Below are 24,684 nucleotides of genomic sequence, written 5' to 3'. Positions count from 1 at the left end.
CCTCACTTCGCAGCTTGCCGTGAGGGTTCTGGATCCCGACGCAGCGGCACCCTCAGCAGGCGGTCGTCGGGCCCGCGCGAGGTCTCACGCCGCGCGACCTGAAGCCAGCGCCCCTCGGCATCCGCATGGGGGGCGCGGGTTGCCGAACGGAACGCCACCGGCAGCCTGGCCAGCGCGTCGGCGGGGGAACCCGACTGCGTGCGCAGCCACTGCTGCGCCGCCAGCAGCCGCACCATCGCGGCGGCGTCCTGGCTGCGGCCGGCATGACGCAGGTAAAGCTGCGCGGGAATATCGCTCATCGTGCAGCCTGCCAGGTTGGCCACGCAGTCGAATCCGCGCGTGGCCGGCGTGGGAGCCTCGATCTGCCTGTCCTCGCCCAATCGCTGCTGCTGTGCGGGGTCGCACGCCCATGCATGCGCCGTAGCGGTGCGCGCCAGGGAGCGTTCGGTATCCAGCACCAGCACTGAACCCGGCGAACGTGCGGAGTAACGCGTGGCCATTTCGGCGTAGCGCATCTCGCCCTGCAGCGGTCGGCACAGGCTGGTTTCCGCCGCCGTCATCGGCCGCAGCGCCGCCGTACAGGCAGCGGGGAGGGAGGCGTCGCGCGGCAGTTCGGCCAGCACCTCGCCCAGCACGCCACCATTGCGTTCCACCATGGCCATGCCGACACTGCTGGCAAGCAGGGTATCGCTGCCGGACAGCAGGCTGCGGCCAGCGAGGAGGCCACTGCACAGCCCCTGCAAGGCACCGGCGGTATCGCCCTGGACATAGGCCAATGCGTGCGCGGTGACCGGATCTGTCATTCCATTCAACGCAGGGAAAGGGAGCATGATCGCGGCGACCTGGCTGTCCCATGGGCTGGTGAAGTGCCCGTATGCCGCCGCCTGCGCCACGCGAGCATGCAGGCCTGCATGCCCGGCGTGGGCCCGGGCGAACCGCTGCGGGTCGCTGCGCACCTGCTCCAGGCAGGCGCCGGTGGGCCCGCTGCAGTGGCGTCCTTGTGGATAGGCCACGCGTGGATGATCGCCTTCGGCACTCATCCGCACGCCGCCGGCCAGGTCCGGATCGGCCTGCCAGCGCGCGGCGTCCACCGCCATCGCCGCCGCGCGGGAGCGGTCGTCCATGCCATCGAAGTCCAGCATCCACAGCAATGCATAGCCGTTGCGGCCTTCGGCCGGGACCTGCGTGCGCATCAGCGCCAACGCACGGCGCTGCTTGTCAGGCATCGGCCAGAAATGCGATGCACACCACAGCAACACCACCGCTGCCACCACACCCAGCACGCCGACCACCGACCACCTCACACCCTTTGCCATCCTCGACACCATCGCAACCCCCTCCCTGCCACGTCCTATGACACAGCAGAGCCTAACCGGCGCCACGCGACCGCTACAATGCGCCGATGTCACTCCCAGCCCCCACGCTCACCCCCCGCCCTTCCCTGCAACGGCTGTTCCTGACCGGCCTGCTGACCCTGCTGCCGATCTGGCTCACCTGGGTCGTGGTGAAGTTCGTCTTCGTGCTTTTGTCCGGCATATCCAGCCCGTTGGTGGTGGCGATGTCCGAACCCATCGCCACACGGTTCCCGCACTACCTGGGCTGGGTCCACGTCGAATGGATCCAGAACGTGGTGGCGCTGCTGGCCACCCTTCTGGTGATCCTGGCCGTGGGCGTGCTGAGCCGCCGCGTGGTCGGCCAGCGCCTGCTGCGATGGGTCGGCGCGGTGATCAAACGGATTCCGCTGGCCAGCATCATCTATGACAGCGCCAAGAAGCTGCTGGACATGCTGCAGACCGAGCCGGGCACCACCCAGCGCGTGGTATTGATCGACTTCCCGCACCGTGAGATGAAGGCGGTGGGCCTGGTCACCCGGGTCATCCGCGAACAGGGCACCGGCCGCGAGCTGGCGGCGGTGTACGTGCCGACCACGCCCAATCCGACCTCCGGTTATCTGGAGATCGTGCCGGTGGAACTGCTGACGCCGACCGACTGGACCGTGGACCAGGCGATGAGCTTCATCATCTCCGGCGGTGCCGTCGCGCCGGAAACCGTGCCCTTCACCCGCGCCGGCGAACGCGGCTGATGAGCGCGCGGCCGCTCCAGGACCGTGCGGTCCTGCTGTTCATCGGGCTGGCCGCATTCTTCTGCGCCAACGCGCTGCTGGCCGAGCTGATCGGGGTGAAGATCTTTGCGCTGGAAGACACCCTCGGCATCGCACCGCTGGATTGGAACCTGTTCGGCCAGACCGGTTCGCTGAGCTTCACCGCCGGCACGCTGCTGTGGCCGGTGGTGTTCGTCATGACCGACACCATCAATGAGTTCTTCGGCAAACGCGGCGTGCGCCTCATCTCGTGGCTGGCGGCGGCCCTGATCTGCTACGGCTTCCTGTTCGCCTATGCCGCCATCTCGCTGGCCCCGGCCAGCTGGTGGGTCGGCTCGATGAGCGCGCACGGCGTGCCGGACTACCAGGCGGCGTTTGCCGTGGTGTTCGGCCAGGGCATGTGGACCATCACCGGCTCGCTGGTCGCGTTCATGGGCGGCCAGCTGATCGACGTGGCGGTGTTCCACCGCATCCGCCGTGCTACCGGCGAGCGACATGTGTGGCTGCGCGCCACCGGATCGACCGCGGTGTCCCAGCTGATCGACAGCTTCGTGGTGATCTGGATCGCCTTCGTGCTGGGGCCGCAGCAGTGGCCGACGTCGCTGTTCCTGGCGGTCAGCAGTGTCAATTACGTTTACAAAATGGCCTTCGCCATTGCCCTCATTCCCTTGCTGTACCTGATGCGGCATGCGATCACGCGGTACCTGGGTGCGGAGAGGGCACGACAGCTACGGGCCGACGCGGCAGCTGACTGAGCGACAACGCGGCATTTCCTGACTGGGCTCCCGATGCTGGCCGTATGCGTCTGGATCGTGCAAGCTCCACGGTCTGTGTTCCACGGAAATGTCCGATGCCCCAGCTTGCCCGCGCCCTGGCAGTCGCACTTGCCTCGTTGATGCTGTTCAGCGCCGCGCCGCCGGCCGAAGCCGCCAAGAAGAAAGCCACCCGCCCTGCAGCCGCGCAGACCCGCCAGGCGACCAAGCCCAAGGCCAGGCCGCGTGCACGCCCGGCAGCTGCGGCAGGCCGGCAGGCCGCCGCTGCACCCGCCAGCAAGGCGGTCCAGCTGGAGCGGCTGTACGACGAGTACTGGGACGCCTCGATGCGGCTCAATCCCCTGCAGGCCACGTTCCAGGGCGACGCGCGCTACAACGGCGAGCTACCGAACATCCTGTCTGCGGCCTGGCGCCAGCAGTCGCATGACTTCACCACGCAATGGCTGGGCAAGGTGGAAAAGATCGGCAGCAGCGGCCTGCAGGGGCAGGATCTGCTGAGCTACGAGATCTTCGTCCGCGACGCCAGGGCATCGCTGGCAGCCGAGCAGTATCCCTCCTGGATGTTGCCGATCAGCCAGTACTACAACCTGGGCAGCATCATGGCCATCCTCGGCGCCGGCGCGGGGGCGCAGCCGTTCAATACGGTCAAGGACTACGATGACTGGTCAAAGCGTTCGCTGGGCATCCCGGCCCTGTTCGAACAGGCCACTGCGAACATGCGCCAGGGCATGGCGGCCGGTGTGGTGCAGCCGCGCGACCTGATGGAAAAAGTGCTGCCGCAGCTGGATGCGGTGATCAAGCCGACTGCCGAAGAGAGCATTTTCTGGACCCCGATCCGGACCATGCCGGAGACCATCCCGGCTGAAGAGAAAACCCGCATCAGCGCCGAGTACAAGCGCATGATCGAGTTCCGCATCATGCCCGCCTACCGCGCGCTGCGTGGGTTCATCGCCACCGAATACCTGCCGGCCACGCGCGAAACCGCGGGCCTGGGCGCATTGCCCAGCGGCGCGGCGTGGTATGCCGGCACGCTGCGCCAGGCCACCGCCACCGCCCAGGACCCGGCCCAGCTGCATGCCTGGGGCGAACAGCGCGTACAGGCCCTGCATGCACAGATCGCCGCGGTGATGAAGGACAACAAGCTGCGCGGCAGCGAAGCCAAGCTGCTGCAGCGCATGCGCAGCGACAGGCAGTTCCAGTACAGCGATGCCAATGCGCTGCTGGGCCGCTACCGGCAGGTGCAGCAACAGGTGGCCGCCAAACTGCCCAGCGTGCTGCAGACCCTGCCCAAGGCCGCGTTGGAGATCCAGCCGGTCGAAGCCGACCGCGCCGCTTCTTCGGCAGCGGCGTCCTACCAGCCCGGCGTCAACGGAAGCCGCCCCGCCGTGCTGTCGGTGAACACCAGCAACCTGCCCGCACGCAAGCGCTGGAGCGTGCCCATGCTGTACCTGCATGAGGCCGTGCCGGGCCATCACGTACAGCTGGGACTGCAGCAGGAAATCGAAAAGCTGCCCCGTTTCCGACGTCTCGGCGGCGATCTGGCCTTCGTTGAAGGCTGGGGCCTGTATGCCGAATCGCTGGGCGAGCCGCTGGGGCTGTATGCCGATCCTTACGACCATATCGGCTACCTGCACGCCGCGCTGACCCGCGCGGCACGGGTGGTGGCCGATACCGGGATCCACGCGCAGGGCTGGAACAAAAAGCGCGCGGTGGAGTATCTGGAGCAGAACACCGGCATGGCCGTCGACGATGCCAACGCCGAAGTGGAACGGATGATGGCCCAGCCCGGACAGGCGCTGTCCAACGTACTGGGCGAGGCGAAGATCGTGGAGCTGCGCGACCGCGCCCGGCAGGCGCAGGGCGGGACCTTCGACCTGCGCGCCTTCCATGCCGAACTGTTGAAGGACGGCTCCATGCCGCTGGACATTTTGGAACAGCGGATGAGCCGCTGGCAGGCGCAGCCCGGCAGCTGATGGGGCCGGATCCCGCTGCCGCAGGGCACGGGATCCGGCACAGTCCGAAGGTCAGAAGTAGACGCCGACCTCCTCTTTCAATTGCTGGTTGTTGCGCAGGGCGGCTTCCAACTTGCGATGCAGCTCCTGCAGCCGCTGCAGCTGAAGGAACGCCGCGCCCGCGCCCGCGCCCGGCCCAGCCGGCTCGTCGTCCCGGCCGAGATCGGCCCAGAAGGTTTCACCGATCTCGGCATGGTTCGGCTGGTCGTACCGATCTTCGTGGAACACCGAATGCACGACGAAGCCGCTGTCATCGGCAGCCGTCGGGACGCGTGGCATTGCGAAGGCGGCCACGCGTGGGCCGCTGCCTGGGTTCTCGCTGATCTGGTCCGGTGATATCGACTGCTTGGACTGATTCGGCTTCCATTTTCCGTCGTGCTCTTTGATCAGGAAGAACGCGTCTGTCACTGAAACCGACTCGCCCGACTCGGCGTCAACCTCAAGCACCCGGCTGGTTTCGACCTGGTCAAATTTCACATTTCCCCGGCGCCCGGGCGAACGCAACACCGGCTCTGCATCCTCTTCTTCCAGCGCTGCGTTCCCGCGCAGCATCGCTTCACTGCGCAGCCTGGCCTGCTCCCGGCGCGGTGTCGTCCCGAAGAGCTCGGGCGCGTGGAAGGGATTCTCGTTTTTCTTCTCGAGGATCATCGGAAGCTCGGCAGCACGCGGATGCTGCGCTTCAGCGAGCGCGCCGACTTCCTCATCCAGTGCGCGCTCCTCTTCCGGCAGCTGCGCGTCGATCGATGCGGTCTCCGCTTCGGCGGCTCGATGCGGGTGTTCCATCTGGTCCAGCAGCGCCGTCAGTTCCCACGGGCCATCGACCGACACCGGATCGTCAGTCTGCAGCACGGACACCGACGGCACGGTTGCCGACTCCGCGACGGCGGCAACGTGCACGGCCGCCGCCGCCGCTGCGGGCGCGGGCGTTGGCGGGCGCACCACCTGCGCCACACCGGCGGGCGTTGCCGGCGGTTGGTTGCGAAGATACGCCAGCATCTGCTTCACGCTGATATTGGACGGTGTCACCACGCCCTGATCAGGGTCTGAGAGTCCTGCGCCGGGCACCTTGTCCCGTTGCTGCAGATGACCGACGTAATCCTTCCAGTCGCTGGCACCGGCCGCTGCGTTGGGCGAGGAAGCTGCCACTGCAGAGTAAAGATCCGGTCCAGTATGCGCAGCCACCGGCGTGCGGTTCGAGCTGGAGGGAAGTTCGTCGCGCGCGGGATTGCCGAGCGATCGCAGGGTCGACAGCGCCCTCGGCACGGAAGGCTTGGACTCAAGCTGTACGGAAATGAACGAGGTGTACGTGACGGGAGATTCGCTGATAGGTTCGGTCACGGAGGGCACTCTCTGCATGCGGAGGAGGCCCAAGGCTGCACGCGGCATGGCCCAGGCGCTTTCGCATTTCGTCCATGCGGCACCCGGAGTCCATCACGCTGCGCGGTGTGATCTGCGATCATGGCCTGCCCGACCCGGCGCACGCCCATGTCCCTTGGCCTGCAAGGCATCCACCACGTCGCCCTGATCTGCGCCGACTATGCCCGTTCGCGGGCGTTCTACGTCGACGTGCTCGGCCTGGCGGTCATCGCCGAGCATCACCGTGCTGCCCGCGACTCCTGGAAACTGGACCTGGCCCTGCCTGATGGCAGCCAGCTGGAGCTGTTCTCCTTCCCTTCCCCGCCGCCGCGCCCCAGCCGGCCCGAAGCGCAGGGGCTGCGCCACCTGGCCTTCCGGGTGGAGGCGCTGGAACCGTTCATCGCGCACCTCGCCCGGCACGGCGTAGAGTGCGAGCCGATCCGCGTGGATGAGTACACCGGCCGCCGCTTCACCTTCTTCGCCGATCCGGATGACCTGCCGCTGGAGCTGTACGAAACGGGGCAGTGACGGCCGCTGTTGGTGGGTGACGACCGTTGGTCGTCACGCTCTCCCGCCCCTTGCTTGCACCATACCCGGCCGGATGGGTATACAGTCGGCACATGCCGGCACTGCCGCTGGCAGTGAACCAAAGCCCTGGGAGGGGACCATGCGCAACACCTTCAAGACCCTGCTGCTGGCGCTGCCGCTGTGCGTGGCCGCGCTTTCAGCGAACGCCGCCGATTCGGCGGTGGGCCGCTGGAAGACCATCGATGACAAGACCGGCAAGGTGAAGTCGATCGTGGAGATCACCCAGGCCGGCAACGGCACGCTGAGCGGCAAGGTGGTCGACATCCTGCAGTCGGACAAAGGGCCGAACCCGGTCTGCAGCGCCTGCAGCGGCAGCAACAAGGACAAGCCCGTGCGTGGCATGACCATCCTGTGGAACCTGACGTCCGACGGCACCGCCAGCTGGTCCGGCGGCACCATCCTGGACCCGGCCAACGGCAAGACCTACAAATCCAAGATGAAACTGCAGCCGGGCGGCACCCGTCTGGACGTGTCCGGCTGCGTGGCTTTCATCTGCCGCGCCCAGACCTGGCAGCGCGAGTAAGCGCAGGCGGTCACGGAGGTCGGATCGCCCTTTTCTGGGAGGCCATCCGACCCCCTTGTGCGATAATCCGGGATTCCCCTCGCTGCACGCCGTGACCATGACCCGTACCGCGCTCGTCACCACCGCCCTGCCCTACGCCAACGGCCCGCTGCACCTGGGCCACCTGGTGGGCTACATCCAGGCTGATATCTGGGTGCGTGCGCGGCGAATGAGCGGCGGCACCACCTGGTTCGTCTGTGCCGACGACACCCATGGCACCCCGATCATGCTGGCCGCCGAAAAGGCCGGACTGACCCCGGAAGTGTTCATCGCCGGCATCCAGGCTGGCCACGAGCGCGATTTCGCCGCCTTCGGGGTCGACTTCGACCACTACGATTCGACCAACTCGGCTGCCAACAAGGCGCTGACCGAATCGTTCTACCTGAAGCTGGAAGCGGAAGGCCATGTCAGTCGCCGCTCGGTCGCGCAGTTCTACGATCCGGCCAAGGGCATGTTCCTGCCGGACCGCTACATCAAGGGCATCTGCCCGAACTGTGGCAGCGCCGACCAGTACGGCGACAACTGCGAAGTCTGCGGCGCCACCTACAGCCCGACCGACCTGAAGGAGCCGAAATCGGTGATCTCCGGGGCGACCCCGGAAGTGCGCGATTCGGAGCATTTCTTCTTCGAAGTGGGAAGGTTCGAAGGCTTCCTGCGCGACTGGCTGGGCGGTGATGTCGCCCTGCCCGGGGTCAAGGCCAAGTTGATGGAATGGATGAACGCCGATGGCGGCCTGCGCGCGTGGGACATCTCGCGCGATGCGCCGTACTTCGGCTTCGAAATCCCCGGCCACCCGGGAAAGTTCCTGTATGTGTGGCTGGATGCGCCGATTGGCTACCTGTCGAGCTTCCAGACGCTGTGCGCGAAGACCGGCGTGGATTTCCAATCGCACCTGCGCGCCGGCACCTCCACCGAGCTGCACCACTTCATCGGCAAGGACATCGTCAATTTCCACGGTCTGTTCTGGCCGGCGGTGCTGCATGCCACCGGCCACCGCGCGCCGACCCGACTGCACGTCAACGGCTACCTGACCGTGGACGGGGCGAAGATGAGCAAGTCGCGCGGCACCTTCGTGATGGCGCGGACGTTCCTGGATGCCGGGCTGGAACCGGAAGCGCTGCGCTACTACTACGCCGCCAAATCCTCCGGCGGGGTGGACGATCTTGACCTGAACCTGGGCGACTTCATCGCCCGCGTCAACGCCGACCTGGTCGGCAAGTTCGTCAACCTGGCCAGTCGATGTGCCGGCTTCATCAGCAAACGCTTCGATGGCCAGCTGGCCGCGCAGCTGCCCGATCCGGCGCAGTACCAGCGTTTCGTCGAGGCCCTCGCGCCGATCCGCGAAGCCTACGAACGCAACGATCCGGCCGCCGCCATCCGCCAGACGATGGCGTTGGCCGACGAAGCCAACCGCTACATCGACGACGTCAAGCCGTGGGTGATCGCCAAGCAGGAAGGCGCCGATGCGCAGCTGCAATCGGTGTGCACCCAGGGCCTGAACCTGTTCCGGGTGCTGGTCACCGCGCTCAAGCCGGTGCTGCCCGCCACTTCGGCGCAGGCCGAAGCCTTCCTGGCCGCACCGGTCAGCGACTGGACCGCACTGGCACAGCCGCTGCTGGCGCATCGCATCAACGACTACGTTGCGCTGTTCACCCGAATCGACCCGAAGAAAATCGACGCCATGACCGACGCCTCCAAGGACACCCTGCAGCCGACCGCTGCCGCCCCCGTTGCCGCCGCCGCACCTGCCGCCAAGGCCGAAGCCAAGCCGGCCGCAAGTGCGCCGCAAAGCGACGCCGCGCCGGCGTACATCGGCATCGACGACTTCGCCAGGCTGGACCTGCGCATCGGCAAGGTGCTGGCCTGCGGATTCGTGGAGGGCTCGGACAAGCTGCTGCGCTTTGAACTGGACGCCGGCGAGCTGGGCACCCGGCAGATCTTCTCCGGCATCCGTGCCAACTACGGCGAACCGGAAAAGCTGGTCGGCCGCAGCGTGGTGTTCATCGCCAACCTGGCCCCACGCAAGATGCGCTTCGGCCTGAGCGAAGGGATGATCCTGTCGGCCGGCTTCGACGGTGGTGCGCTGGCGCTGCTGGACGCCGACAGTGCGGCGCTGCCAGGCATGCCGGTCCGCTGACCTGCAACAGGCCACGCCGGAGGGTGCGATGGAGCTGGCGCTGTTCGACTTCGACGACACCGTCACCACGGCCGACAGCTACCGCCGCTTCCTGCGGCGGGTGGCCACACCGGAACAACGGGCGCGTGCGTGGTGGTTGGTGGGCCCTTGGCTGGCCGCCTTCCGCCTGCGGCTGATCAGCGCCGAGCGCATCCGCGCCCGCGTCACCGCGCTGGTGTTCAGTGGCCGCCACGCCGATGACATCGCGCTGCTGGCCGCCAGCTACGCACGCGATGCCTTGCCGGAGATGATGCGCCCGGAAATGCTCGAACAGATCCGCTGGCACCAGACCCAGGGCCACACCGTAGCCATCGTGTCAGCGTCGCTTGATCTGTACCTGCGGCCCTGGTGTGACACGTTGGGACTGCAGTTGATCTGCAACCAGCTGGAAACCCGCGAGGGCCGTTTGACCGGCCGTTATGCCGGCGGTGACTGCGGCCCCCGCAAGGCCCAGCACATCCGGCAGCGCTTCGATCTCTCCCGTTACACGCGCATCCATGCTTACGGTGACAGCCGCGAGGACGCGGCGATGCTCGCCCTCGCCCATGACCGCTGGTATCGCGGAAAATCACTGGAACGATGATTCCCCTGCGCCGCCATCGCCCCGCATGAGCCTTATGCCTCCCCCGCTGGTGGAGCGGCTGGACCGCCTGTTGCCGCAGACCCAATGCGGCCAGTGCGGGTTCGACGGCTGCCGCCCCTACGCCGCGGCGATGGCCCGCCGCGAAGCCGGCGTGGAGCGCTGCCCACCAGGCGGTGATGCCGGTGCGCGTGCATTGGCACAGGTGCTGGGCGTGCCGGCGCTGCCGTATGACCGCAGCCGCGGCGAGCACAAGCCGGCGCAGGTGGCGGTCATCGTGGAAGCCGACTGCATCGGCTGCACCAAGTGCATCCAGGCGTGCCCGGTGGATGCGATCGTCGGCGGGGCCAAGTACATGCACACGGTGATTGCCGATCTTTGCACCGGGTGTGAGTTGTGTGTTCCGCCGTGTCCGGTGGACTGCATCGACCTGGTGGGTCGAACGGGTGATACCCCCTCGCGGGTGGCTTGAAAGCCGCAGCGTTGAGTGGGCCGGGCGGTGGGGCTGTGCGGGGGACGGCAAGAGCCGCTCCTGCGTGCCTCGCTTCGCGCCATCCATGGCGCTCTACGCCCCCGCCCAGCCCCACCGCCCGGCCCCTGACAGGTTCCGGTGGCCGCCACCCGCGTATGAAAAAAGAGAAAAGCGGTAGCGCCGACCCATGGTCGGCGGAGTCCATCAGACCCCATTCCCCCACCATCCGCCGACCATGGGTCGGCACTACCGAAGGGCCCATGGCCCCCATGGACCTGTCGAAGGTGGGGCGGGGTGGCTGTGCAGGACCGTCTTTTCGCATGGATGCGAAAAGCGAGCCTACAGGGACGTACTTGCGGCGTGTCCTGCACAGCCACCCCGCCCCGCCAACGCAACAGCCCTGCAGCTTTCGCCGTTGCCGTTGCCGTTGCTTGAAGAGCAGGTGCCGGGCGCAGCCCGGCAACACATCAACACCCGATCAAGGAACCGCGGCGGTCACCACGATCTCGACCTTCCACTCTGCATGCGCCAGCTTGGCTTCCACTGTCGCACGCGCCGGCGTCATGCCCGCCACCACCCATTCGTCCCACGCCGCATTCATGCCATCGAAGTCGGCCATGTCGGCCAGGAAAATCTCCGCCCGCAGCACGTGCTGCTTGTCACTGGCCGCCAGCACCAGCAGCTTGTCGATCTCTTCCAGCACCTGCCGGGTCTGCCCGGTGATGTCCTGGCTGGTGTCCTCGGGAATCTGCCCCGACAGGTAGGCGACCTTGTTGTGGATGGTCATCTCGGACATGCGCGGACCAACATCGAAACGCTCCAACACGGGCGTGCTCCTCTTTCTGTGGACAAGCCCCATTCTGGCCCACCGCGACCGGCTTGTGGTGATGGCCAACGGCAGTGCAACAGCGCAACCGCCCGCCCCTAGCCAAACCCCCGGCACGGGCGCACGATGCGCAGCTTGGCGCCGTTGACGCGCCCATCGCCCGTGCGGGTCCACTTTCCTTCCATGACTGAATCCGCCCCGCTCGCCTCTCCTGCCCGCCAGCGCGCCAAGCGGCTGCTGACGGTGGTGTTTCCGCTGCTGGTGCTGGCAGTGGCGCTGCACGGACTGGCCGGCGCCTTCGACGAACATGGCTACCGCGCGGTGCGCCAGGCCTTCCACGATCTCGGCACAGGCCAACTGCTGCTCGCCGTGCTGCTGGGGCTGGCCAGTTACGCGTGCCTGGTCGGCTTCGATGCGATCGGGCTGCGCCGCAGCGGCGTGCGCGTGCATCCGGCACGAATCGGCATAACCGCCTTCCTCGCCCATGCGCTGGGGCAGACCGTCGGCTTCGCTGCGCTTACCGGTGGCGCGGTGCGTTTGCGCGGTTATCGCAGCGCGGGGCTGGACCTGGCGCAGATCGGCCAGGTGGTGCTGATGAGCACGCTGGGCTTCGTGTTCGGCGCCTGGGTGCTGCTTGGCGCCGCGTTGTGCCTTGAACCGGCCGCAGCCGCCCTTGCATTGCCGCTGCAGGTCGGCGCCTTGCAGACGGTCGGCGCGGCGCTGTGGCTGGGTTATGCCGTGGCCATCCTGGCAGTGGGCCGCGAAGGCCGCAGGTTCTCCGTGTTCGGCCATGCGCTGTGGCTGCCGGATCGGCGCACCATGCTGGCGGTGACCGCGCTCAGCGTGGTCGAACTGGTGCTCGCCGCTGCCGCGCTGTACGTGCTGCTGCCCGATTCCACGCCCACCGGCCTGCCCGGCTTCGTCGGCATGTACCTGGTGGCGGTGCTGGCCGGGCTGGTCTCCACCGTGCCGGCAGGACTGGGCGTGTTCGAATGGAGCCTGCTGAAGCTGCTGCCGCAGGTGGCCCCCGGTGCGGTGCTGGCCGCCGCGCTGGTCTACCGCGTTACTTACTACGTGTTGCCGCTGCTGCTGGCCACGCTGCTGGCCACTGCGCCGGCGCTGCGCCGCCCGCTGCGTGCCAGCGCCGGTGCCACCCGCGCTGGCTGGAAGGCGCTGCGCCCGTGGCTGCCGCACATCGTGGCACTGGCGGTGTTCAGTGTCGGCGCCGCGCTGATCGTGGACGGCACGCTGCCGGCGCCGCATCGGCACCTGCACACGGCCTCGCTGCCGCTGCTGGAAACCTCGCACCTGCTCGGCAGCCTGGCCGGCGTGGTGCTGCTGCTGATCGGCCAGGGACTGTCGCGGCGCAGCCATGCCGCCTGGGTGCTGGCGCTGGTGATCTGCGTGGCCGCACCGCTGCCGATCTGGCTGCGCGGTGGGCAGGTGCTGATCGCGGTAGCCGCGCTTCTGGTGGCCGTGGCGCTGTGGACCGCGCGCCGCGAGTTCTACCGCGAAGGCGCGCTGCTGGACCAGGCATGGTCGTGGCCGTGGTTGCGCAACCTGGGCCTGGTGCTGGTGGCAGTGGTGTGGCTGCTGTTCTTCGTCTACAGCCATGTGGAATACCAGAATGAGCTGTGGTGGCAGTTCGCGCTGTCCGGCAATGCACCCCGTGCGTTGCGCGCGCTGCTGGTGGTGGCGATGGCCGTAGCGATCTTCGGCATCGGCCGGCTGCTGCACAGCACGCGCGGCCCGCTGCCGGCAGCCGACGAGGCCACCCTGCAGGCGCTGGCCCCCGTGTTGGCGGCCGCACGCGATACCCAGGCCTGCCTGGTGCTCACCGCCGACAAGGCCGTGCTGCGCGACGAGGCCGGGCTGGGCTTTGTGATGATGCAGCGGCATGGCGGCTCGCTGATCGCGATGGGCGACCCAGTGGGGCCGCCGGACGTGGCCCGGACGCTGATCTGGCGCTTCCGCGAAGAAGCGGATCGCCTTGGCCTGCGCCCGGTGTTCTATCAGGTCGGCGAAGCCTACTGGCAGACCTATCTCGACCTGGGGCTGGGGCTGGTCAAACTGGGCGAAGAGGCGATGGTGCCGCTGCAGGAGTTCACCCTGGAAGGGCGCGACCGCGCCGACCTGCGGCAAGCCTGGAACCGTGGCAAACGCAGCGGATTGAGCTTCCGCGTGGCCGCGGCGGACGAGCTGCCGGCACTGATGCCCGAACTGTCGGCGGTTTCCAGCGCTTGGCTGGACGACAAGGCCGGCGAGGAAAAAGGCTTCTCGCTGGGCAGCTTCGACCCTGTCTACCTGGCACGTTTCCCGGTGGCGCTGGTGGAAGCGGAGGGCCGCATCGTGGCCTTCGCCAACCTGTGGCACGCTCCGGCAGGCCACGAGCTGTCGGTCGACCTGATGCGGCACCTGCCCGATGCCCCGAAGGGCACGATGGACTTTCTGTTCATCGAACTGTTCCTGTGGGGACGCGAGCGCGGCGATACCCGTTTCTCGCTGGGCATGGCGCCGCTGTCCGGGCTGGCCGATCACCGCCTGGCCGGTCGCTGGTCACGCGTAGCCTCGCTGGTGGCGCGCCACGGCGAGCGCTTCTATGGCTTCAGCGGACTGCGCCGCTTCAAATCCAAGTTCGCCCCGCAGTGGCGGCCGCGCTACCTGGCCGCGCCCGGTGGCGTGCACCTGCCGGCCGCGCTGCTCGATGCCACGCGCCTGATCTCACTCGAGCCGCGGCACTAGCGCGCAGCGGCGTTGAGGATCTCCCGGGCGAGGCGGTCGTGGTCACCGTTGAAATGGTGGTCGCCAGGCAACGGCAGCAGGCGCACGCCCGGTGGCAGGTCCGGGCACAGGGCGTCGGCGTCCTTCAGCCCGTAAACACACAAGGTCCGCTCGGCGGGCAGGCGCGCGATCTCCGGTGCGATCGGCAGGCCGTCATCATTGCTGCCCAGCCAGCTGCTGACGTGGAACTCGAAGTCGGCCGTGCGCCCCACCGACAGCAGCGCGATCAGCTCCACCTGCGCGCGCAGCGCCGGCGCCAGCCGGTTGATGCTGGCAGGCAGTACATCGGCGCCTTGGGAAAAGCCGATCAGCATCAGTTTCGGACGCTGCCAGCGCTGCCGGTAATAGTCGGCGATGCGGGTCAGGTCGGCGGCGAAGCCGGCCGGCGTGCGGGCACTCCAGAAGTACCGCAGCGAGTCCACTCCGACCACCGACACGCCCTGCGCGGCCAACGCTGCGGCAACGTCCTTGTCCAGTCCCGCCCAGCCGCCGTCGCCTGAGACGAAGATGGCAATGGTATCGCCGGGGACGGTCGCAGGCACCTCCACCACGGGCAGGCCATCGAGGTCCTTCGGGGCGGGCGCCACGTTGACCCCGGGTGCTTCGCCCAGCACCCGCGCCGCGGCCAGCAGGCCAGGCAGTGCATCGCCGCCAGCGGTACGGCGGAAGGTGCGTGCCGAAGTGATCGTCTGCTGGAACGCACGCGCCTGCGCGCCGGTATCGGCGGCCAGCCAGGGCAGCGCAAGCGGCACGGGCTTCAGGGTGCCATCGACGATACCAGCGCCGCACGCCATCCGCTGCGGTGCCACACCCGGCTGGAAGCCAGTGGTCAGCAGGCCAGCGAATACGCCATCGCCAGCCTGCGCCGCCAGCACATAGGCGAACCGGGCGCCGTCGCCGTCACCGGCCAGCAACGGCAGGCGATAACCGGGCAGGTGCAGCCACGCCTGCAGCCAGCGCGAGAAATTCTCCACGTCGCCCGCACCGAACGCGCAGGCAGCACTGCCTTCGCGCTGCAGCGCGTCCTTCAGTTGTCCCAGGTCCACCGATACCACCAGCGCCCCGGTGTCACGCAGCGCATTGCGTTCGCGCTGCGCGGCGTCGGCTTTGCCGGCCGCATGGAACCACAGCACCACGCGCTGCACCGTGCCATGCGGCTGTGCCAGCGGCACCTGCTGGAACCGTCCATGGCTGGCCTGCTGCACGGGTACTCCAGCCGCCACGCATGGCACCAGCACGCACCACGCCATCAGCGCGCGCGCGCATCTTCCACTGAACCGCATGCACTACTCCGACAGGACCTGACCTGCGCCCACGATACGCCCGGCAGGTGCCAAGGGGGTGTGCCGGAATGGGTCCCCGCTCAGCGTGGGGTGCGCGCGTAGCGCCAGCCGGACCACGCCAACCACAGCAGCCAGCCGACGATCACCGCGATCACCAGTTTCTGCCCTGCCCCGCGCGGCGGCCCCCGCCACAACACGTGCAGCCACAACAGCACGAAGGCCAGCCACGCCCACCACCACAGCACCGCCGCCGCGCGCCTCCAACCGGGTTCGCGGCGCAGGTACCAGGACTGCAGCAGCATCGCCACGCTGGCGCACAGGAATGCGGTCATCGCCGAAAGGCCGTGCACCAGCGGCCACGCAAGCGGGGCCCGCTCGGGCAGCCAGCTGTCCCCCACCGCGACCCCTGCCAGGCCCAGCCCGGCACACACGAACAGCAGGGCTGCGGCGCCACTGCGGCGCGGACCGCGCAGCTGCCGGTACATCGAAAGCCCAAGTACCACGATGGCGCCTGCCAGCAGGCAGTACGCCGTGCGCAGCGCAAGCCCCCAGGGTCCGTGCAGATACAGGCTCAGGGTAGCGTTGACCCAGTCAAGGTCAGCGCGCGCGAACTGGGTCCACAGGGCGGTCGCCACGAACAGCAGCAACGCCACCATCGCAATGCCACTGGCACAGCGAAGGTCGCGTGCGCGGTTCATGGCGCGCCTGCCTCCGGATGCCGCAGCAACCACGCCGCCAGCGCCTGCCGATAGTTCTGCAGCTCTTCGCTGTACAGGTCGAGCACGCACAACGGGCAACCACTGCCGCAGCATTCGTTCGGACCGGGCGCTTCCGGCGGTATCGGACGGGGATCGGGATCAGTCACGCAATCAGGCCAACAGGACAGGCCGCCAGTGTAGCGGCCGCTGTCAGGACCCGGCCACCCGCAGCAGGTTGGCCCGTGCCGGTGCGTCGAAATGCTGGTGGAACAGATCGCTGAGGTAGATGCGTGGCTGCCGCGCCAGATTGCGCAGGAAGCGGCGGCGGCCGGCGCGGTACAGGAACGCTGGCACGCTGCCGGCGTACTCTTCGGCCACGCCGCGGTCGTAGGCGTCGAACACCGCTTCGGGCGCGCCGAGGATGGCCATGTCGCAGTCCAGGAACAACGCCGCCTCGTCGTCGACGTCGCCGGGCTGCAGGCTGCCGTGGCGCGCGGTCAGCAGGATCAGTTCGCGCACCCGCGCCACGTCGATGTCCTGTTCGGGCAGCCACTGTGCGATGGCTTCGGCAGCGAGCTCAGCCGAACGCGCCTCGTTGTCCTTGCGCCCGCTTTCATAGACCGCATCGTGGTACAGCACGGCCAGGTAGACCTCGCGCGGCTGTTGCCACGGCGCCTGCGCAGCGACCCACTGCGCGTGCTGGAGCAGGGCGCGCACGTGGCCGAAGTGGTGGTAGGCCCGCGGCGGTGCGGCATAGCTGGCCTGCAGGGCGTCCCACTGCCCGGCGGGCAGGATGATCGGCTGGAATTCCATGGGCTCAGGATGTGCCAGCGGGCCGCCGCGACGCAAGCACTGGACAATCTTTCACCACCCTTTCACACGCCCTGCAACGACAGCGTCATCGCCACTTATGCACAGCTTTCTCCGCGCATGGTCCACACCCGCTGTGGATGACCGGCATGTGTCCGACCAGCGGTGTGGCGGCGGGCATGGGTCGGTCTATGCTCAAGCCGATGGCGCGTGCCGCGCCTGCGGAGAATGGCGATGAACCGCCTGCTGTTGCATGCCGTGGTGATGCTTGCCCTGGTCGCGCTGGTCGCCGCGCCGGCGATGGCGCAGTCATCGGTGCAGGCCCCTTCCGCCCGGTTGCAGACCGTACCACCCACGGTTGTACCGCCCCCCTCCCCGGCTGAAGTGACGGCCATCCCGCCGGCACTGTCCGCGCTGCTGCAGGCCCGCGTCATCGATCCGGGCGGCGGCCGTGGTCCGCAGCTGCTTCGACTGGCGGAAATGATCTTCGACCGCGATGGCATGGACCTGCAGTACGACGCCGGGGCGACCTACACCATCGAAGAGACATGGCAGCATCGTCGCGCCAACTGCCTGTCCTTCACTCTGCTGTTCGTCACCCTGGCACGCCATATCGGCATCCAGGCGCAGGTGCAGGAAGTGGCGCAGGTGGTGTCGTGGTACCAGGATGCCGGCGTGCTCTACAACGTCGGCCACGTCAACGCGGGCATCGAATTCAACGGCCGCCGCGGCACCGTCGACCTGGACCGCAACGTGCTGTACGACCGCGACGGCCCGCGGCAGATCAGTGATGCGCGAGCGCTTGCCCACTTCTACAACAACCGTGGTGCCGAGCGGATGGAGGCCGGTGACGTGGCAGGCGCGCGTGCGTGGTACGGCGCCGCGTTGGGCCAGGCAAACGACTTCCCTTCGGCGCTGAACAACCTTGGCGTCCTGGAAACCCGCCAGGGCAACCTGGCGCTTGCGCGGCAGCATTACGACGATGCGCTGCGCATCGCGCCGCGCAATCCGGCCAGCCTGGCCAATGCGAGCAACCTCTTGCTGCGCCTGGGCGAAACCAGCGAAGCGGCACGCCTGCAGGCCCGCCTGCGCAGCGTGCGGCAGAGTGATCCATTCTTCCAGTATGTGCTCGGCACGCAGGCCGAACGTGCCGGTGATGCCAATGCAGCCATCACCTATTACCGGCGTGCGCTGCGTCTGTACGACAGCGCACACCAGTTCCACTTCGCGCTGGCCCGTGCCTATCTGATGGCCGGCCAGCTGGAGCGCGCCAATGGCGAACTGGCGCGCGCACAGGCGTTGGGCGGTGCAGCCCTGCAGTCGCGTTACCAGGACAAGCTGGACAGCCTGCAGCGCTGGCGGCGGCAGCAGGCCAGCGCGCGGCTGGGCCGCTGAGGCATCAGGCCTTCTTGAGGAAGCAGGTCTTCAGCACCAGGCCCTTGATCTTGTCCGAGTTGCCTTCGATGTGCTCGGCATCGTCTTCCACCAGGCGGATGTTGCGGATCACCGTGCCCTGCTTGAGCGGGATCGACGAGCCCTTGACCTTCAGGTCCTTGATCACCGTGACCGTGTCACCGGCAGCCAGCACGTTGCCGTTGCTGTCCCGTACCACCACGCCGGAACCGACACCTTCCTCGGCGGTCCACTCGAAGCCGCAGTCGGCGCAGATCATCAGGGCGCCATCGGCATAGGTGTTTTCAAGCGTGCATTGCGGGCAGGCGGGGGTGGCGGACATCGGGCGAAACCTGGCTGTAGTTCAACAGCGGCCATTGTAACCGCCCGCCCTGGCGGACCGGCCCTACCGCTGGGCGGGCCGGCGCGCTACAGTGCGCGGCCCTCGAAACAGCGGAACCCCACCATGCGCCTGGGCATCGACTTCGGCACCAGCAACTCCGCCGCAGCCATCGTCCGCGATGGCCAGGTACAGCCGATCCGCTTCGGTGACGCCGACCAGTTCCGCACCTCGGTGTACTTCCCCGGCATCATGCAGGACCCCGGTGAATTCAAGCTGGAACCCGGCCAGGAACATGAGCTGCAGGCGCTGATCGAAGCGGCCGCCGCCCAGGCGCGTGCCAACGGTCAGGCGCGCCCGCCCGAAGCCCTGCGCCGCGAAGCACTGCTGTCGCTGCGCCGCCAGTGGATGGAAAAGCGCATGGCCGAGCCGCGCAGTTCCAGCCAGCTGCTGCAGAACGCGGTGTATGGCGATGACGCGCTGGAAGCCTACTTCGAGGAGAACGAAGGCAACCTGGTGCAGAGCCCGAAATCGATGCTCGGCTACAACCTGCACCCGCGCGCGCGGCAGACCATCACCGGGATCGCCACCCACATCCTGGAACACATCCGGCTCACCGCCAGCGCGCAGCTGGGCGCACCGGTGCGCGAAGCCCTGTTGGGCAGGCCGGTGCAGTTCCGCAGTTCCATCGGCGATGCCGGCAACGACCAGGCGCTGGCGATCCTGCGCGAAGCTGCGCTGGGCGCCGGTTTCGACGAAGTGGCCTTCATGGAAGAGCCCGCCGCGGCCGCCATGCACTACCACGCCACCAGTGGGCAGCCGCACGAGGCGATCATCGTGGACATCGGCGGCGGCACCACCGACATCGCCCATGCCCGCGTGGGCGGGGGCGAGCCGCCGCGCATCCACCGCGCCTGGGGCATAGCCCGCGGCGGTACCGATATCGACCTGGCGCTCAGCCTGGCCGCCTACATGCCACTGTTCGGCCGCGGCATCACCCGGGTGCCGACCCACCACTACGTGGAAGCGGCGATGGTGCAGGACATGACCCGCCAGCGCGACTTCCGCCAGCACCGCTACGACCACGTCGAAGACCCGTATGGCAGCCGCCTGCAGGCGCTGCAGGACACCGGCAACACCGCACGCCTGTACCGTGAGGTGGAACGCGCCAAGATCAGCCTGAGTGGCGCTGCCGCACATGCCAGTCCGCTGCCGTTCATCGAAAAGGGGCTGCAGACGGAAACTTCCGCCGAGGGTCTGGGGCAGGCCGCGCACGGCTACCTTGGCCAGCTGCGCGAGCTGCTCGACCAGGTCCGCCAGGACATCGGCCAGGCCCCGGATGCGGTGTTCATGACCGGCGGCATGTCCCGCGCCGGCTACCTGCGGCAGGCCGCCGCCGATGCCTTCCCCGAAGCCCGCCAGGTCCATGGCGATGCCTCTTTCGGCGTCGTCCAGGGGCTCGCGCTGGCCGCAGCGGGTTCGCATTAACATATCTTCGCACGATCCGCGTTAAACTCGACCGGCTTGACATTCACCTGCGCTTACCGCTGACGTGCCGCCCTTGTGGCGCACGCCGCGCTCTTCAGTGCGCAGCCGCCCCTTGCGGGCCCTGTGGCCATGCTTGCCTTGGCGCTTCCATGACCACGCACCCGCTCCGAGCCGCGATCGAGACCATCCTTGGGCATTACGAAGGCCCACGAGGCCTTACAAACTGAGCAGACCCCCGCCTCCATCGACTGTCGTCGCTGTGACGCGGTGTGCTGCCGGATGCCGGTGTGGTTGATGCCGGGCGATGACGTCCCCATCTGGTTCGTTGAAAGCGACGGCCACGGCGGTCGCCGCATGGCGCAGAACGAAGAAGGCTGGTGCGCAGCCATCGACCCGTATCACCTGCGTTGTTCCATCTATACGCAGCGCCCCGCCATCTGTCGCCAGTTCGAGATGGGCGGCGATGACTGCCAGCGTGAACGGCAGGATTACCAGCACCAGGCACTTGCCTGGAACCCTCCCCACCCTTCCACCTGACAGGAGCACCCATGCCCCGCAAGGCAAAGACCCCCGCGAAGGCCAGCAACACCATCCGCAACGAGCGCAAGGGCGGTTCATCGTCCACGCCCAGCAGCAACAGCATCGCCGCCGACCTGGCCGCGTTCCGCAAGGCTGGCGGCAAGATCGAAGTCCTCGGCAACACCTGGTCGCTGAAGAAAGCCAGCTGACCGCGTCGGCGACCGCGGCGGCATCACCGCCGCGGCCGGCCAAGGCTGGCCCCTGCCAACGGGTCAGCGATCCAGCCGCACCCGCACGCCACCGGAATGCGATTCCAGGCTGATGTCCCCATCTCCATTGCCCAAGCGGGTATCCAGCGAGCTGCCAGGGCCGTAACGCGGCCGTTCCACCTTGCCGGCGTCACTCTGGATGGAGCCACTGAAACTGTTCACCGACAGCTGCGCGGACACGTTGCGCGGCAGCTGCAGGGAGATCGGCGCACTGACCGATTCCACGCTGATCCGCCCGCCCGGCGCCAAGGCCGCCGCGGACAGCTCGACCGTGCCCGATACCGTCTCCACGACCATGCGCTGGGTGCGCCCGGCCTCCACGCCAACCCGGCCCGACACCGAGGTGGCGCCGATTTCGCCGGACAGCCCGCCACCGGCCCGAATGCTGCCACTCACCGTCCGCGCGTCCATGCGGGGGGTCTGCAACTGCGCGTCGACATCACCGCTGACGGTGTTGAGCGTGCTCTCAGCGCTGCGACCGGCGGCGCGCAGGTCACCGCTGACCGTGTTTGCCTGCAGGCGCTTGACGTCGATCGCACTGATGTCCAGGTCGGCGCTGACCGTGCCCAGCTGCAGCTCCACCGCACGCGGCACGCGCAGTTCCAGCGTGGCGCCGCCCCTGTTGTTGCGCCGCGGGTACTGCACTTCCCAGCGTACCCGGTTCGCGCTTTTTTCCTGCTTCAACGTCAATCCTTCGGCGAGCGTGCCGGTGAGCTGCACGTCACTGCGGTCCCAGCCGCGTACCATCACCTTGCCGGCGATGTTGCTCAGTTCGACCCGCCCGCCACTGGCGATGGCATGGCGCTCATCGACGCGGGTGTCCGCCCACGCCGGCAGGGACAGCAGCGCCAATGCGGCGAAAAGCAGCGGGCGGCGCAGGAAACAAGCGTTCATGGTCGTGATTCTCCTGATGGATCGGATCAGCTGGGCAGGCCGGTAGACGTTGCCGCCTGCCGGGTCAGTTCAAGCCGCAGCGCATAGGTGCGCTGCAGCTGTTCAAGCAGGTGGCGCGAACGCGGGCTCTGCGCCAGCGCGGCATGGATCTGGTGGGCACTGTCGTCCAGCTCGCGCAGCGCCGGGCGCCACTCCGGCGCATCGACCCGCGGCAGCGCTGCGATGGCCTGCTGGTAATCGGCGCTCATCGCGCTGGCCTGCTGCTGCAGCACGCTGGGCGCAGCCGGCGTCTGCGATGGCAGCTGCATCGTCGTCGGCGCTACCCAGTACAAGGCAACGCTGGCGGCCAATGCCGCGCCGGCTGGCACTGCCCAGCGCAGGCGGCGCCTTACGGAGGGGCCGTGGCCCAGCATTCGCGGCGGGGCGGCCACGATCGGCGGCCGCGGCGGCAGCGCAGCCTGCACCCGTGCCCAACCGTCACCCGGCGGCGCCAGCTCCCTTGGCAGCGCGCGCAGGCGCTGCTGCAGCGCATCGTCGGTGTGGTCGGTGGGGTCGGTCATACGGGGGTCTTCGTGGTTCATGTCATGTCTCCCAGGCGCGCGCGCAACAGGCCGCGTGCTCGATGCAACTGTGCCTTCGAACTGCCGACCGCCATCTGCAGCTGTTCGGCGATCTCACTGTGTTTCCAGCCTTCGATGTCATGCAGTACCAGCACGGCGCGCGCGCGCGGCGGCAAGGTGGCCAGCACCCTTTCCAGGTCGCGTTCGGTCCCGGCGCAGCGGTCATGCACGTGCATTTGCGGCAGGTCCAGGCCCGCATCGTCCAGGCTGTCGTGGGCCTGGTTGCTGCGTGCGCGCAGCTCCATCAACGCGGCGTTGACCGCCAGTCGATGCAGCCAGGTGGCGATGCTGCTGTCCATCCGGAAGGCCGGCAGCGCTTTCCAAGCCTGCAGGAACGCTTCCTGCAGCGCGTCTTCGGCACGTGCCCGCTGGCCGCCGCACAACCGCCACACCACCGCGAACAGCCGCGGCGCATGCCGCCGGTACAGCTGCTCGTAGGCGGCCACATCGCCTGCGGCGGCAGCCCGCACCACCGCCGGTTCGTCGTAGGCAGGCAGGCTTGTATCCAGTGTGGGGGTGAGCGTGTCGAGCATGACCCTTGGATGCGGCGCCTGCGGAAAAGGTTTAAAGCGGTTGAGTGGGAAGTGGCGTTAAACCTTTCGGCGCCCGCCTGCATCCAAGCCCGGTACCCAGCGGCCACCCCGGCCACGGAGAAGGCCCATGTCCACCCCCGCCGCCAGCGGCCTGCTTGCCATCCTCGTCTGCGGCCTGCTGCAGGGCAATCCCCTGCAACTGCAGGTGCGCCTGCAGGGCAACCGCGCCTGCCTGCTGCAACAGGGCGTAGTGGCGGCCTGTGCCGACCTGCCCGGCGCCATGGCGATGGTCGATCCCCGGGCCGGGCGCAGGTAACATCGACCTCCCCCTGCGTTACCGGATGTCTGTTCGATGGAAAAGTACCTGCCGCCGTGGGCCCATGCCTGGCTGGAACAGGCAGAAATGGTCCTGCTGGTACTGGCCACGCTGCTGGCCGCGTGGCTGCTGAAGCTGGTGCTGCGACGGCTGATCCGCCGCTTCGCTGCGCATTACACCCTGCCGCCGGAAATGGTGATGGGCGCGCGCCGGATCACGACCTTCGTCATCTACTTTGGTGCGCTGCTGGTGATCCTGCGCATCCTGGGAACCTCCGGGACGGTGCTGTGGACGGCCTTCACCGGCTTTGCGGCGGTAGGCGCGGTGGCGTTCTTCGCGGCCTGGAGCGTGCTGTCGAACATCTTCTGCACGCTGCTTATCTTCACCACGCGGCCGTTCCGCCTGCACGATTACATCGAGGTACTGGAGAACGGCGAGAAGCCGGGGCTGAAGGGCCGGGTGATCGATGTGAACCTGATCTACACCACCCTGCAGGAAACCGGCGAGGGGCACGAAGGCACGGTGCTGCAGTTGCCGAACAACCTGTTTTTCCAGCGCACCGTGCGGCGGTGGCGGGATCCGTCCACGGCGCCGGGTGGGATCCAGGGCGACGGTTGAGGGGTTGTCGAACGGGTAGGAACCCCCTCGCGGGCGCCTTTCAAGCTACAGCCTTGATCTAGGCCGGGGGCCGCCGCGTAAGTGAAAAGGAAAAAGCGGTAACGCGACCCTGGTTCAGCGCAGCTGGCTGTCCTTGCTGCCGCGGCGGTTGTAGCCGGACTGGGCGCTTTCGTCTTCGTCGTGGGCCTGCTGGCAGGCCACGCACAGGCGGACGCCGGGTACGGCCCTGCGCCGGGCCAGCGGGATCGGGGCGTCGCATTCCTCACAGTGTTCCAGGCCGGGGCCCTGCTTGAGCTGGCTGCGGGCGCGGGCGATGGCATCGTCGACGGTGGCGTCGATCTGGTCCTGCACGGCGCCGTCCTGTGCCCATCCGGTGGCCATGGGGGCTTCCTCCACGGGGATACGGGTTTCCAGCCTAATCCGGCACGGGTGAAGCAGCCGTTGGGTGGGGCGAACGGTTTGGCCCCCCTCGCGGGTGGCTTTGAAGCTTGAAGCTGAGCTTGGGCCGGGCGGTGGGGCTGGTCGGGGGACGGCAAGAGCCGCTCCTGCGGGCCTCGTTTCGCGCCATCCATGGCGCGGGTACACGTCATCGCATTCGCGCTGCCGCTCCCACGCTTTGCTGCGCAAACCGCGGGCCCCGTCTCACCAACACCCACACCCCGCCGCTTCGCGGCCGC

The 24,684-nt window shown here is 68.0% G+C and carries 27 protein-coding genes; 15 read left to right on the top strand and 12 right to left on the bottom strand.

What is annotated here, in order from left to right; all coding sequences use genetic code 11:
* Positions 1–2: 2 nt before the first annotated feature.
* On the bottom strand, positions 3–1,316 hold the full coding sequence (locus tag ACI2JH_RS15860) for a hypothetical protein (RefSeq protein WP_404736669.1): 1,314 nt from the start codon (positions 1,314–1,316) through the stop codon (positions 3–5).
* An 86-nt stretch (positions 1,317–1,402) separates the two neighbouring features.
* On the opposite strand from ACI2JH_RS15860, the gene ACI2JH_RS15855 reads away from it, so the two are divergent.
* The 3 genes from ACI2JH_RS15855 to ACI2JH_RS15845 all read left to right on the top strand — a co-directional run bounded on the left by ACI2JH_RS15855 (position 1,403) and on the right by ACI2JH_RS15845 (position 4,847).
* Positions 1,403–2,083, top strand: coding sequence for a DUF502 domain-containing protein (locus ACI2JH_RS15855; protein ID WP_182657094.1), 681 nt, complete (start codon positions 1,403–1,405; stop codon positions 2,081–2,083).
* Complete coding sequence (locus tag ACI2JH_RS15850; protein WP_182657093.1) at positions 2,083–2,856, top strand: queuosine precursor transporter; 774 nt, start codon at positions 2,083–2,085, stop codon at positions 2,854–2,856. The genes ACI2JH_RS15855 and ACI2JH_RS15850 overlap by 1 nt, the downstream gene beginning before the upstream one ends.
* A gap of 95 nt (positions 2,857–2,951) precedes the next feature.
* A complete protein-coding gene (locus tag ACI2JH_RS15845; protein WP_182657092.1) occupies positions 2,952–4,847 on the top strand; it encodes a DUF885 family protein in 1,896 nt (631 codons plus the stop codon).
* 51 nt (positions 4,848–4,898) lie between these two features.
* Here the strand turns inward: ACI2JH_RS15845 and ACI2JH_RS15840 are convergent, their stop codons facing one another.
* On the bottom strand, positions 4,899–6,224 hold the full coding sequence (locus tag ACI2JH_RS15840; RefSeq protein ID WP_404736668.1) for a hypothetical protein: 1,326 nt from the start codon (positions 6,222–6,224) through the stop codon (positions 4,899–4,901).
* A 147-nt stretch (positions 6,225–6,371) separates the two neighbouring features.
* On the opposite strand from ACI2JH_RS15840, the gene ACI2JH_RS15835 reads away from it, so the two are divergent.
* The 5 genes from ACI2JH_RS15835 to rnfB all read left to right on the top strand — a co-directional run bounded on the left by ACI2JH_RS15835 (position 6,372) and on the right by rnfB (position 10,620).
* Complete coding sequence (locus ACI2JH_RS15835; RefSeq protein ID WP_404736667.1) at positions 6,372–6,770, top strand: VOC family protein; 399 nt, start codon at positions 6,372–6,374, stop codon at positions 6,768–6,770.
* Between the two features lie 139 nt (positions 6,771–6,909).
* A complete protein-coding gene (locus tag ACI2JH_RS15830) occupies positions 6,910–7,353 on the top strand; it encodes a DUF2147 domain-containing protein (protein ID WP_182657089.1) in 444 nt (147 codons plus the stop codon).
* A 97-nt stretch (positions 7,354–7,450) separates the two neighbouring features.
* Positions 7,451–9,529: a methionine--tRNA ligase gene (metG, locus tag ACI2JH_RS15825; RefSeq protein ID WP_404736666.1), complete on the top strand. Its 2,079-nt coding sequence runs from the start codon at positions 7,451–7,453 to the stop codon at positions 9,527–9,529.
* Positions 9,530–9,557: 28 nt separating this feature from the next.
* Entirely contained in the window at positions 9,558–10,151 is a 594-nt protein-coding gene (locus ACI2JH_RS15820) for an HAD family hydrolase (protein WP_404736665.1), read from the top strand.
* A gap of 25 nt (positions 10,152–10,176) precedes the next feature.
* Positions 10,177–10,620 (top strand): Rnf electron transport complex subunit RnfB, encoded by a 444-nt coding sequence (rnfB, locus tag ACI2JH_RS15815; protein ID WP_404736664.1) that lies wholly within the window; start codon positions 10,177–10,179, stop codon positions 10,618–10,620.
* Between the two features lie 478 nt (positions 10,621–11,098).
* On the opposite strand, the gene ACI2JH_RS15810 is transcribed toward rnfB, so the two are convergent.
* The gene (locus ACI2JH_RS15810) at positions 11,099–11,446 is read right to left on the bottom strand and encodes a RidA family protein (protein ID WP_042615079.1); all 348 of its coding nucleotides are present in this window, start codon (positions 11,444–11,446) and stop codon (positions 11,099–11,101) included.
* 183 nt (positions 11,447–11,629) lie between these two features.
* Between ACI2JH_RS15810 and mprF the strand changes: the two genes are divergently transcribed.
* The gene (gene mprF, locus ACI2JH_RS15805; RefSeq protein WP_319277112.1) at positions 11,630–14,188 is read left to right on the top strand and encodes a bifunctional lysylphosphatidylglycerol flippase/synthetase MprF; all 2,559 of its coding nucleotides are present in this window, start codon (positions 11,630–11,632) and stop codon (positions 14,186–14,188) included.
* Here the strand turns inward: mprF and ACI2JH_RS15800 are convergent.
* The 4 genes from ACI2JH_RS15800 to ACI2JH_RS15785 all read right to left on the bottom strand — a co-directional run bounded on the left by ACI2JH_RS15800 (position 14,185) and on the right by ACI2JH_RS15785 (position 17,021).
* Positions 14,185–15,510 carry a virulence factor family protein gene (locus tag ACI2JH_RS15800; protein ID WP_404736663.1) on the bottom strand — a complete coding sequence of 442 codons (1,326 nt, stop codon included), beginning with the start codon at positions 15,508–15,510 and terminating at the stop codon, positions 14,185–14,187. The two genes, mprF and ACI2JH_RS15800, sit on opposite strands and share 4 nt — an antisense overlap.
* A gap of 80 nt (positions 15,511–15,590) precedes the next feature.
* Complete coding sequence (locus ACI2JH_RS15795) at positions 15,591–16,208, bottom strand: DUF998 domain-containing protein (RefSeq protein WP_404736662.1); 618 nt, start codon at positions 16,206–16,208, stop codon at positions 15,591–15,593.
* On the bottom strand, positions 16,205–16,375 hold the full coding sequence (locus ACI2JH_RS15790; protein WP_182657082.1) for an oxidoreductase-like domain-containing protein: 171 nt from the start codon (positions 16,373–16,375) through the stop codon (positions 16,205–16,207). Before ACI2JH_RS15790 ends, ACI2JH_RS15795 begins: the two co-directional genes overlap by 4 nt.
* A gap of 43 nt (positions 16,376–16,418) precedes the next feature.
* The gene (locus ACI2JH_RS15785; protein ID WP_182657081.1) at positions 16,419–17,021 is read right to left on the bottom strand and encodes a hypothetical protein; all 603 of its coding nucleotides are present in this window, start codon (positions 17,019–17,021) and stop codon (positions 16,419–16,421) included.
* Positions 17,022–17,252: 231 nt separating this feature from the next.
* On the opposite strand from ACI2JH_RS15785, the gene ACI2JH_RS15780 reads away from it, so the two are divergent.
* Positions 17,253–18,413 (top strand): tetratricopeptide repeat protein, encoded by a 1,161-nt coding sequence (locus ACI2JH_RS15780; protein WP_404736661.1) that lies wholly within the window; start codon positions 17,253–17,255, stop codon positions 18,411–18,413.
* A 4-nt stretch (positions 18,414–18,417) separates the two neighbouring features.
* Here ACI2JH_RS15780 and ACI2JH_RS15775 read toward each other — a convergent pair whose 3' ends face one another.
* Positions 18,418–18,753 (bottom strand): zinc ribbon domain-containing protein YjdM, encoded by a 336-nt coding sequence (locus tag ACI2JH_RS15775; RefSeq protein WP_042615086.1) that lies wholly within the window; start codon positions 18,751–18,753, stop codon positions 18,418–18,420.
* Between the two features lie 123 nt (positions 18,754–18,876).
* On the opposite strand from ACI2JH_RS15775, the gene ACI2JH_RS15770 reads away from it, so the two are divergent.
* The 3 genes from ACI2JH_RS15770 to ACI2JH_RS15760 all read left to right on the top strand — a co-directional run bounded on the left by ACI2JH_RS15770 (position 18,877) and on the right by ACI2JH_RS15760 (position 20,966).
* Positions 18,877–20,238: an Hsp70 family protein gene (locus ACI2JH_RS15770; protein WP_182657079.1), complete on the top strand. Its 1,362-nt coding sequence runs from the start codon at positions 18,877–18,879 to the stop codon at positions 20,236–20,238.
* Positions 20,239–20,481: 243 nt separating this feature from the next.
* Positions 20,482–20,775, top strand: a complete 294-nt coding sequence (locus ACI2JH_RS15765) for a YkgJ family cysteine cluster protein (protein ID WP_083492053.1) — start codon at positions 20,482–20,484, stop codon at positions 20,773–20,775.
* A gap of 11 nt (positions 20,776–20,786) precedes the next feature.
* Positions 20,787–20,966, top strand: a complete 180-nt coding sequence (locus ACI2JH_RS15760; protein WP_042615088.1) for a hypothetical protein — start codon at positions 20,787–20,789, stop codon at positions 20,964–20,966.
* 63 nt (positions 20,967–21,029) lie between these two features.
* Here the strand turns inward: ACI2JH_RS15760 and ACI2JH_RS15755 are convergent, their stop codons facing one another.
* The 3 genes from ACI2JH_RS15755 to ACI2JH_RS15745 are packed head-to-tail and all read right to left on the bottom strand — an operon-like array spanning position 21,030 to position 23,073.
* Positions 21,030–21,920 carry a DUF4097 family beta strand repeat-containing protein gene (locus ACI2JH_RS15755; protein WP_404736660.1) on the bottom strand — a complete coding sequence of 297 codons (891 nt, stop codon included), beginning with the start codon at positions 21,918–21,920 and terminating at the stop codon, positions 21,030–21,032.
* A 26-nt stretch (positions 21,921–21,946) separates the two neighbouring features.
* Complete coding sequence (locus ACI2JH_RS15750; RefSeq protein WP_404736659.1) at positions 21,947–22,501, bottom strand: hypothetical protein; 555 nt, start codon at positions 22,499–22,501, stop codon at positions 21,947–21,949.
* Complete coding sequence (locus ACI2JH_RS15745) at positions 22,498–23,073, bottom strand: RNA polymerase sigma factor (protein WP_404736658.1); 576 nt, start codon at positions 23,071–23,073, stop codon at positions 22,498–22,500. Before ACI2JH_RS15745 ends, ACI2JH_RS15750 begins: the two co-directional genes overlap by 4 nt.
* Positions 23,074–23,200: 127 nt before the next feature.
* On the opposite strand from ACI2JH_RS15745, the gene ACI2JH_RS15740 reads away from it, so the two are divergent.
* Positions 23,201–23,389, top strand: a complete 189-nt coding sequence (locus ACI2JH_RS15740; protein WP_101100372.1) for a hypothetical protein — start codon at positions 23,201–23,203, stop codon at positions 23,387–23,389.
* Positions 23,390–23,425: 36 nt separating this feature from the next.
* On the top strand, positions 23,426–24,007 hold the full coding sequence (locus ACI2JH_RS15735; RefSeq protein ID WP_042615092.1) for a mechanosensitive ion channel family protein: 582 nt from the start codon (positions 23,426–23,428) through the stop codon (positions 24,005–24,007).
* A 114-nt stretch (positions 24,008–24,121) separates the two neighbouring features.
* Here the strand turns inward: ACI2JH_RS15735 and ACI2JH_RS15730 are convergent, their stop codons facing one another.
* Positions 24,122–24,388 carry a DksA/TraR family C4-type zinc finger protein gene (locus ACI2JH_RS15730; protein WP_182657076.1) on the bottom strand — a complete coding sequence of 89 codons (267 nt, stop codon included), beginning with the start codon at positions 24,386–24,388 and terminating at the stop codon, positions 24,122–24,124.
* Between the last annotated feature and the right edge of the window lie 296 nt (positions 24,389–24,684).

The sequence above is a fragment of the Stenotrophomonas sp. NPDC078853 genome, from assembly GCF_044901215.1.
GTDB lineage: Bacteria > Pseudomonadota > Gammaproteobacteria > Xanthomonadales > Xanthomonadaceae > Stenotrophomonas > Stenotrophomonas lacuserhaii.
This window is presented reverse-complemented; position numbering and strand designations above follow the sequence as displayed.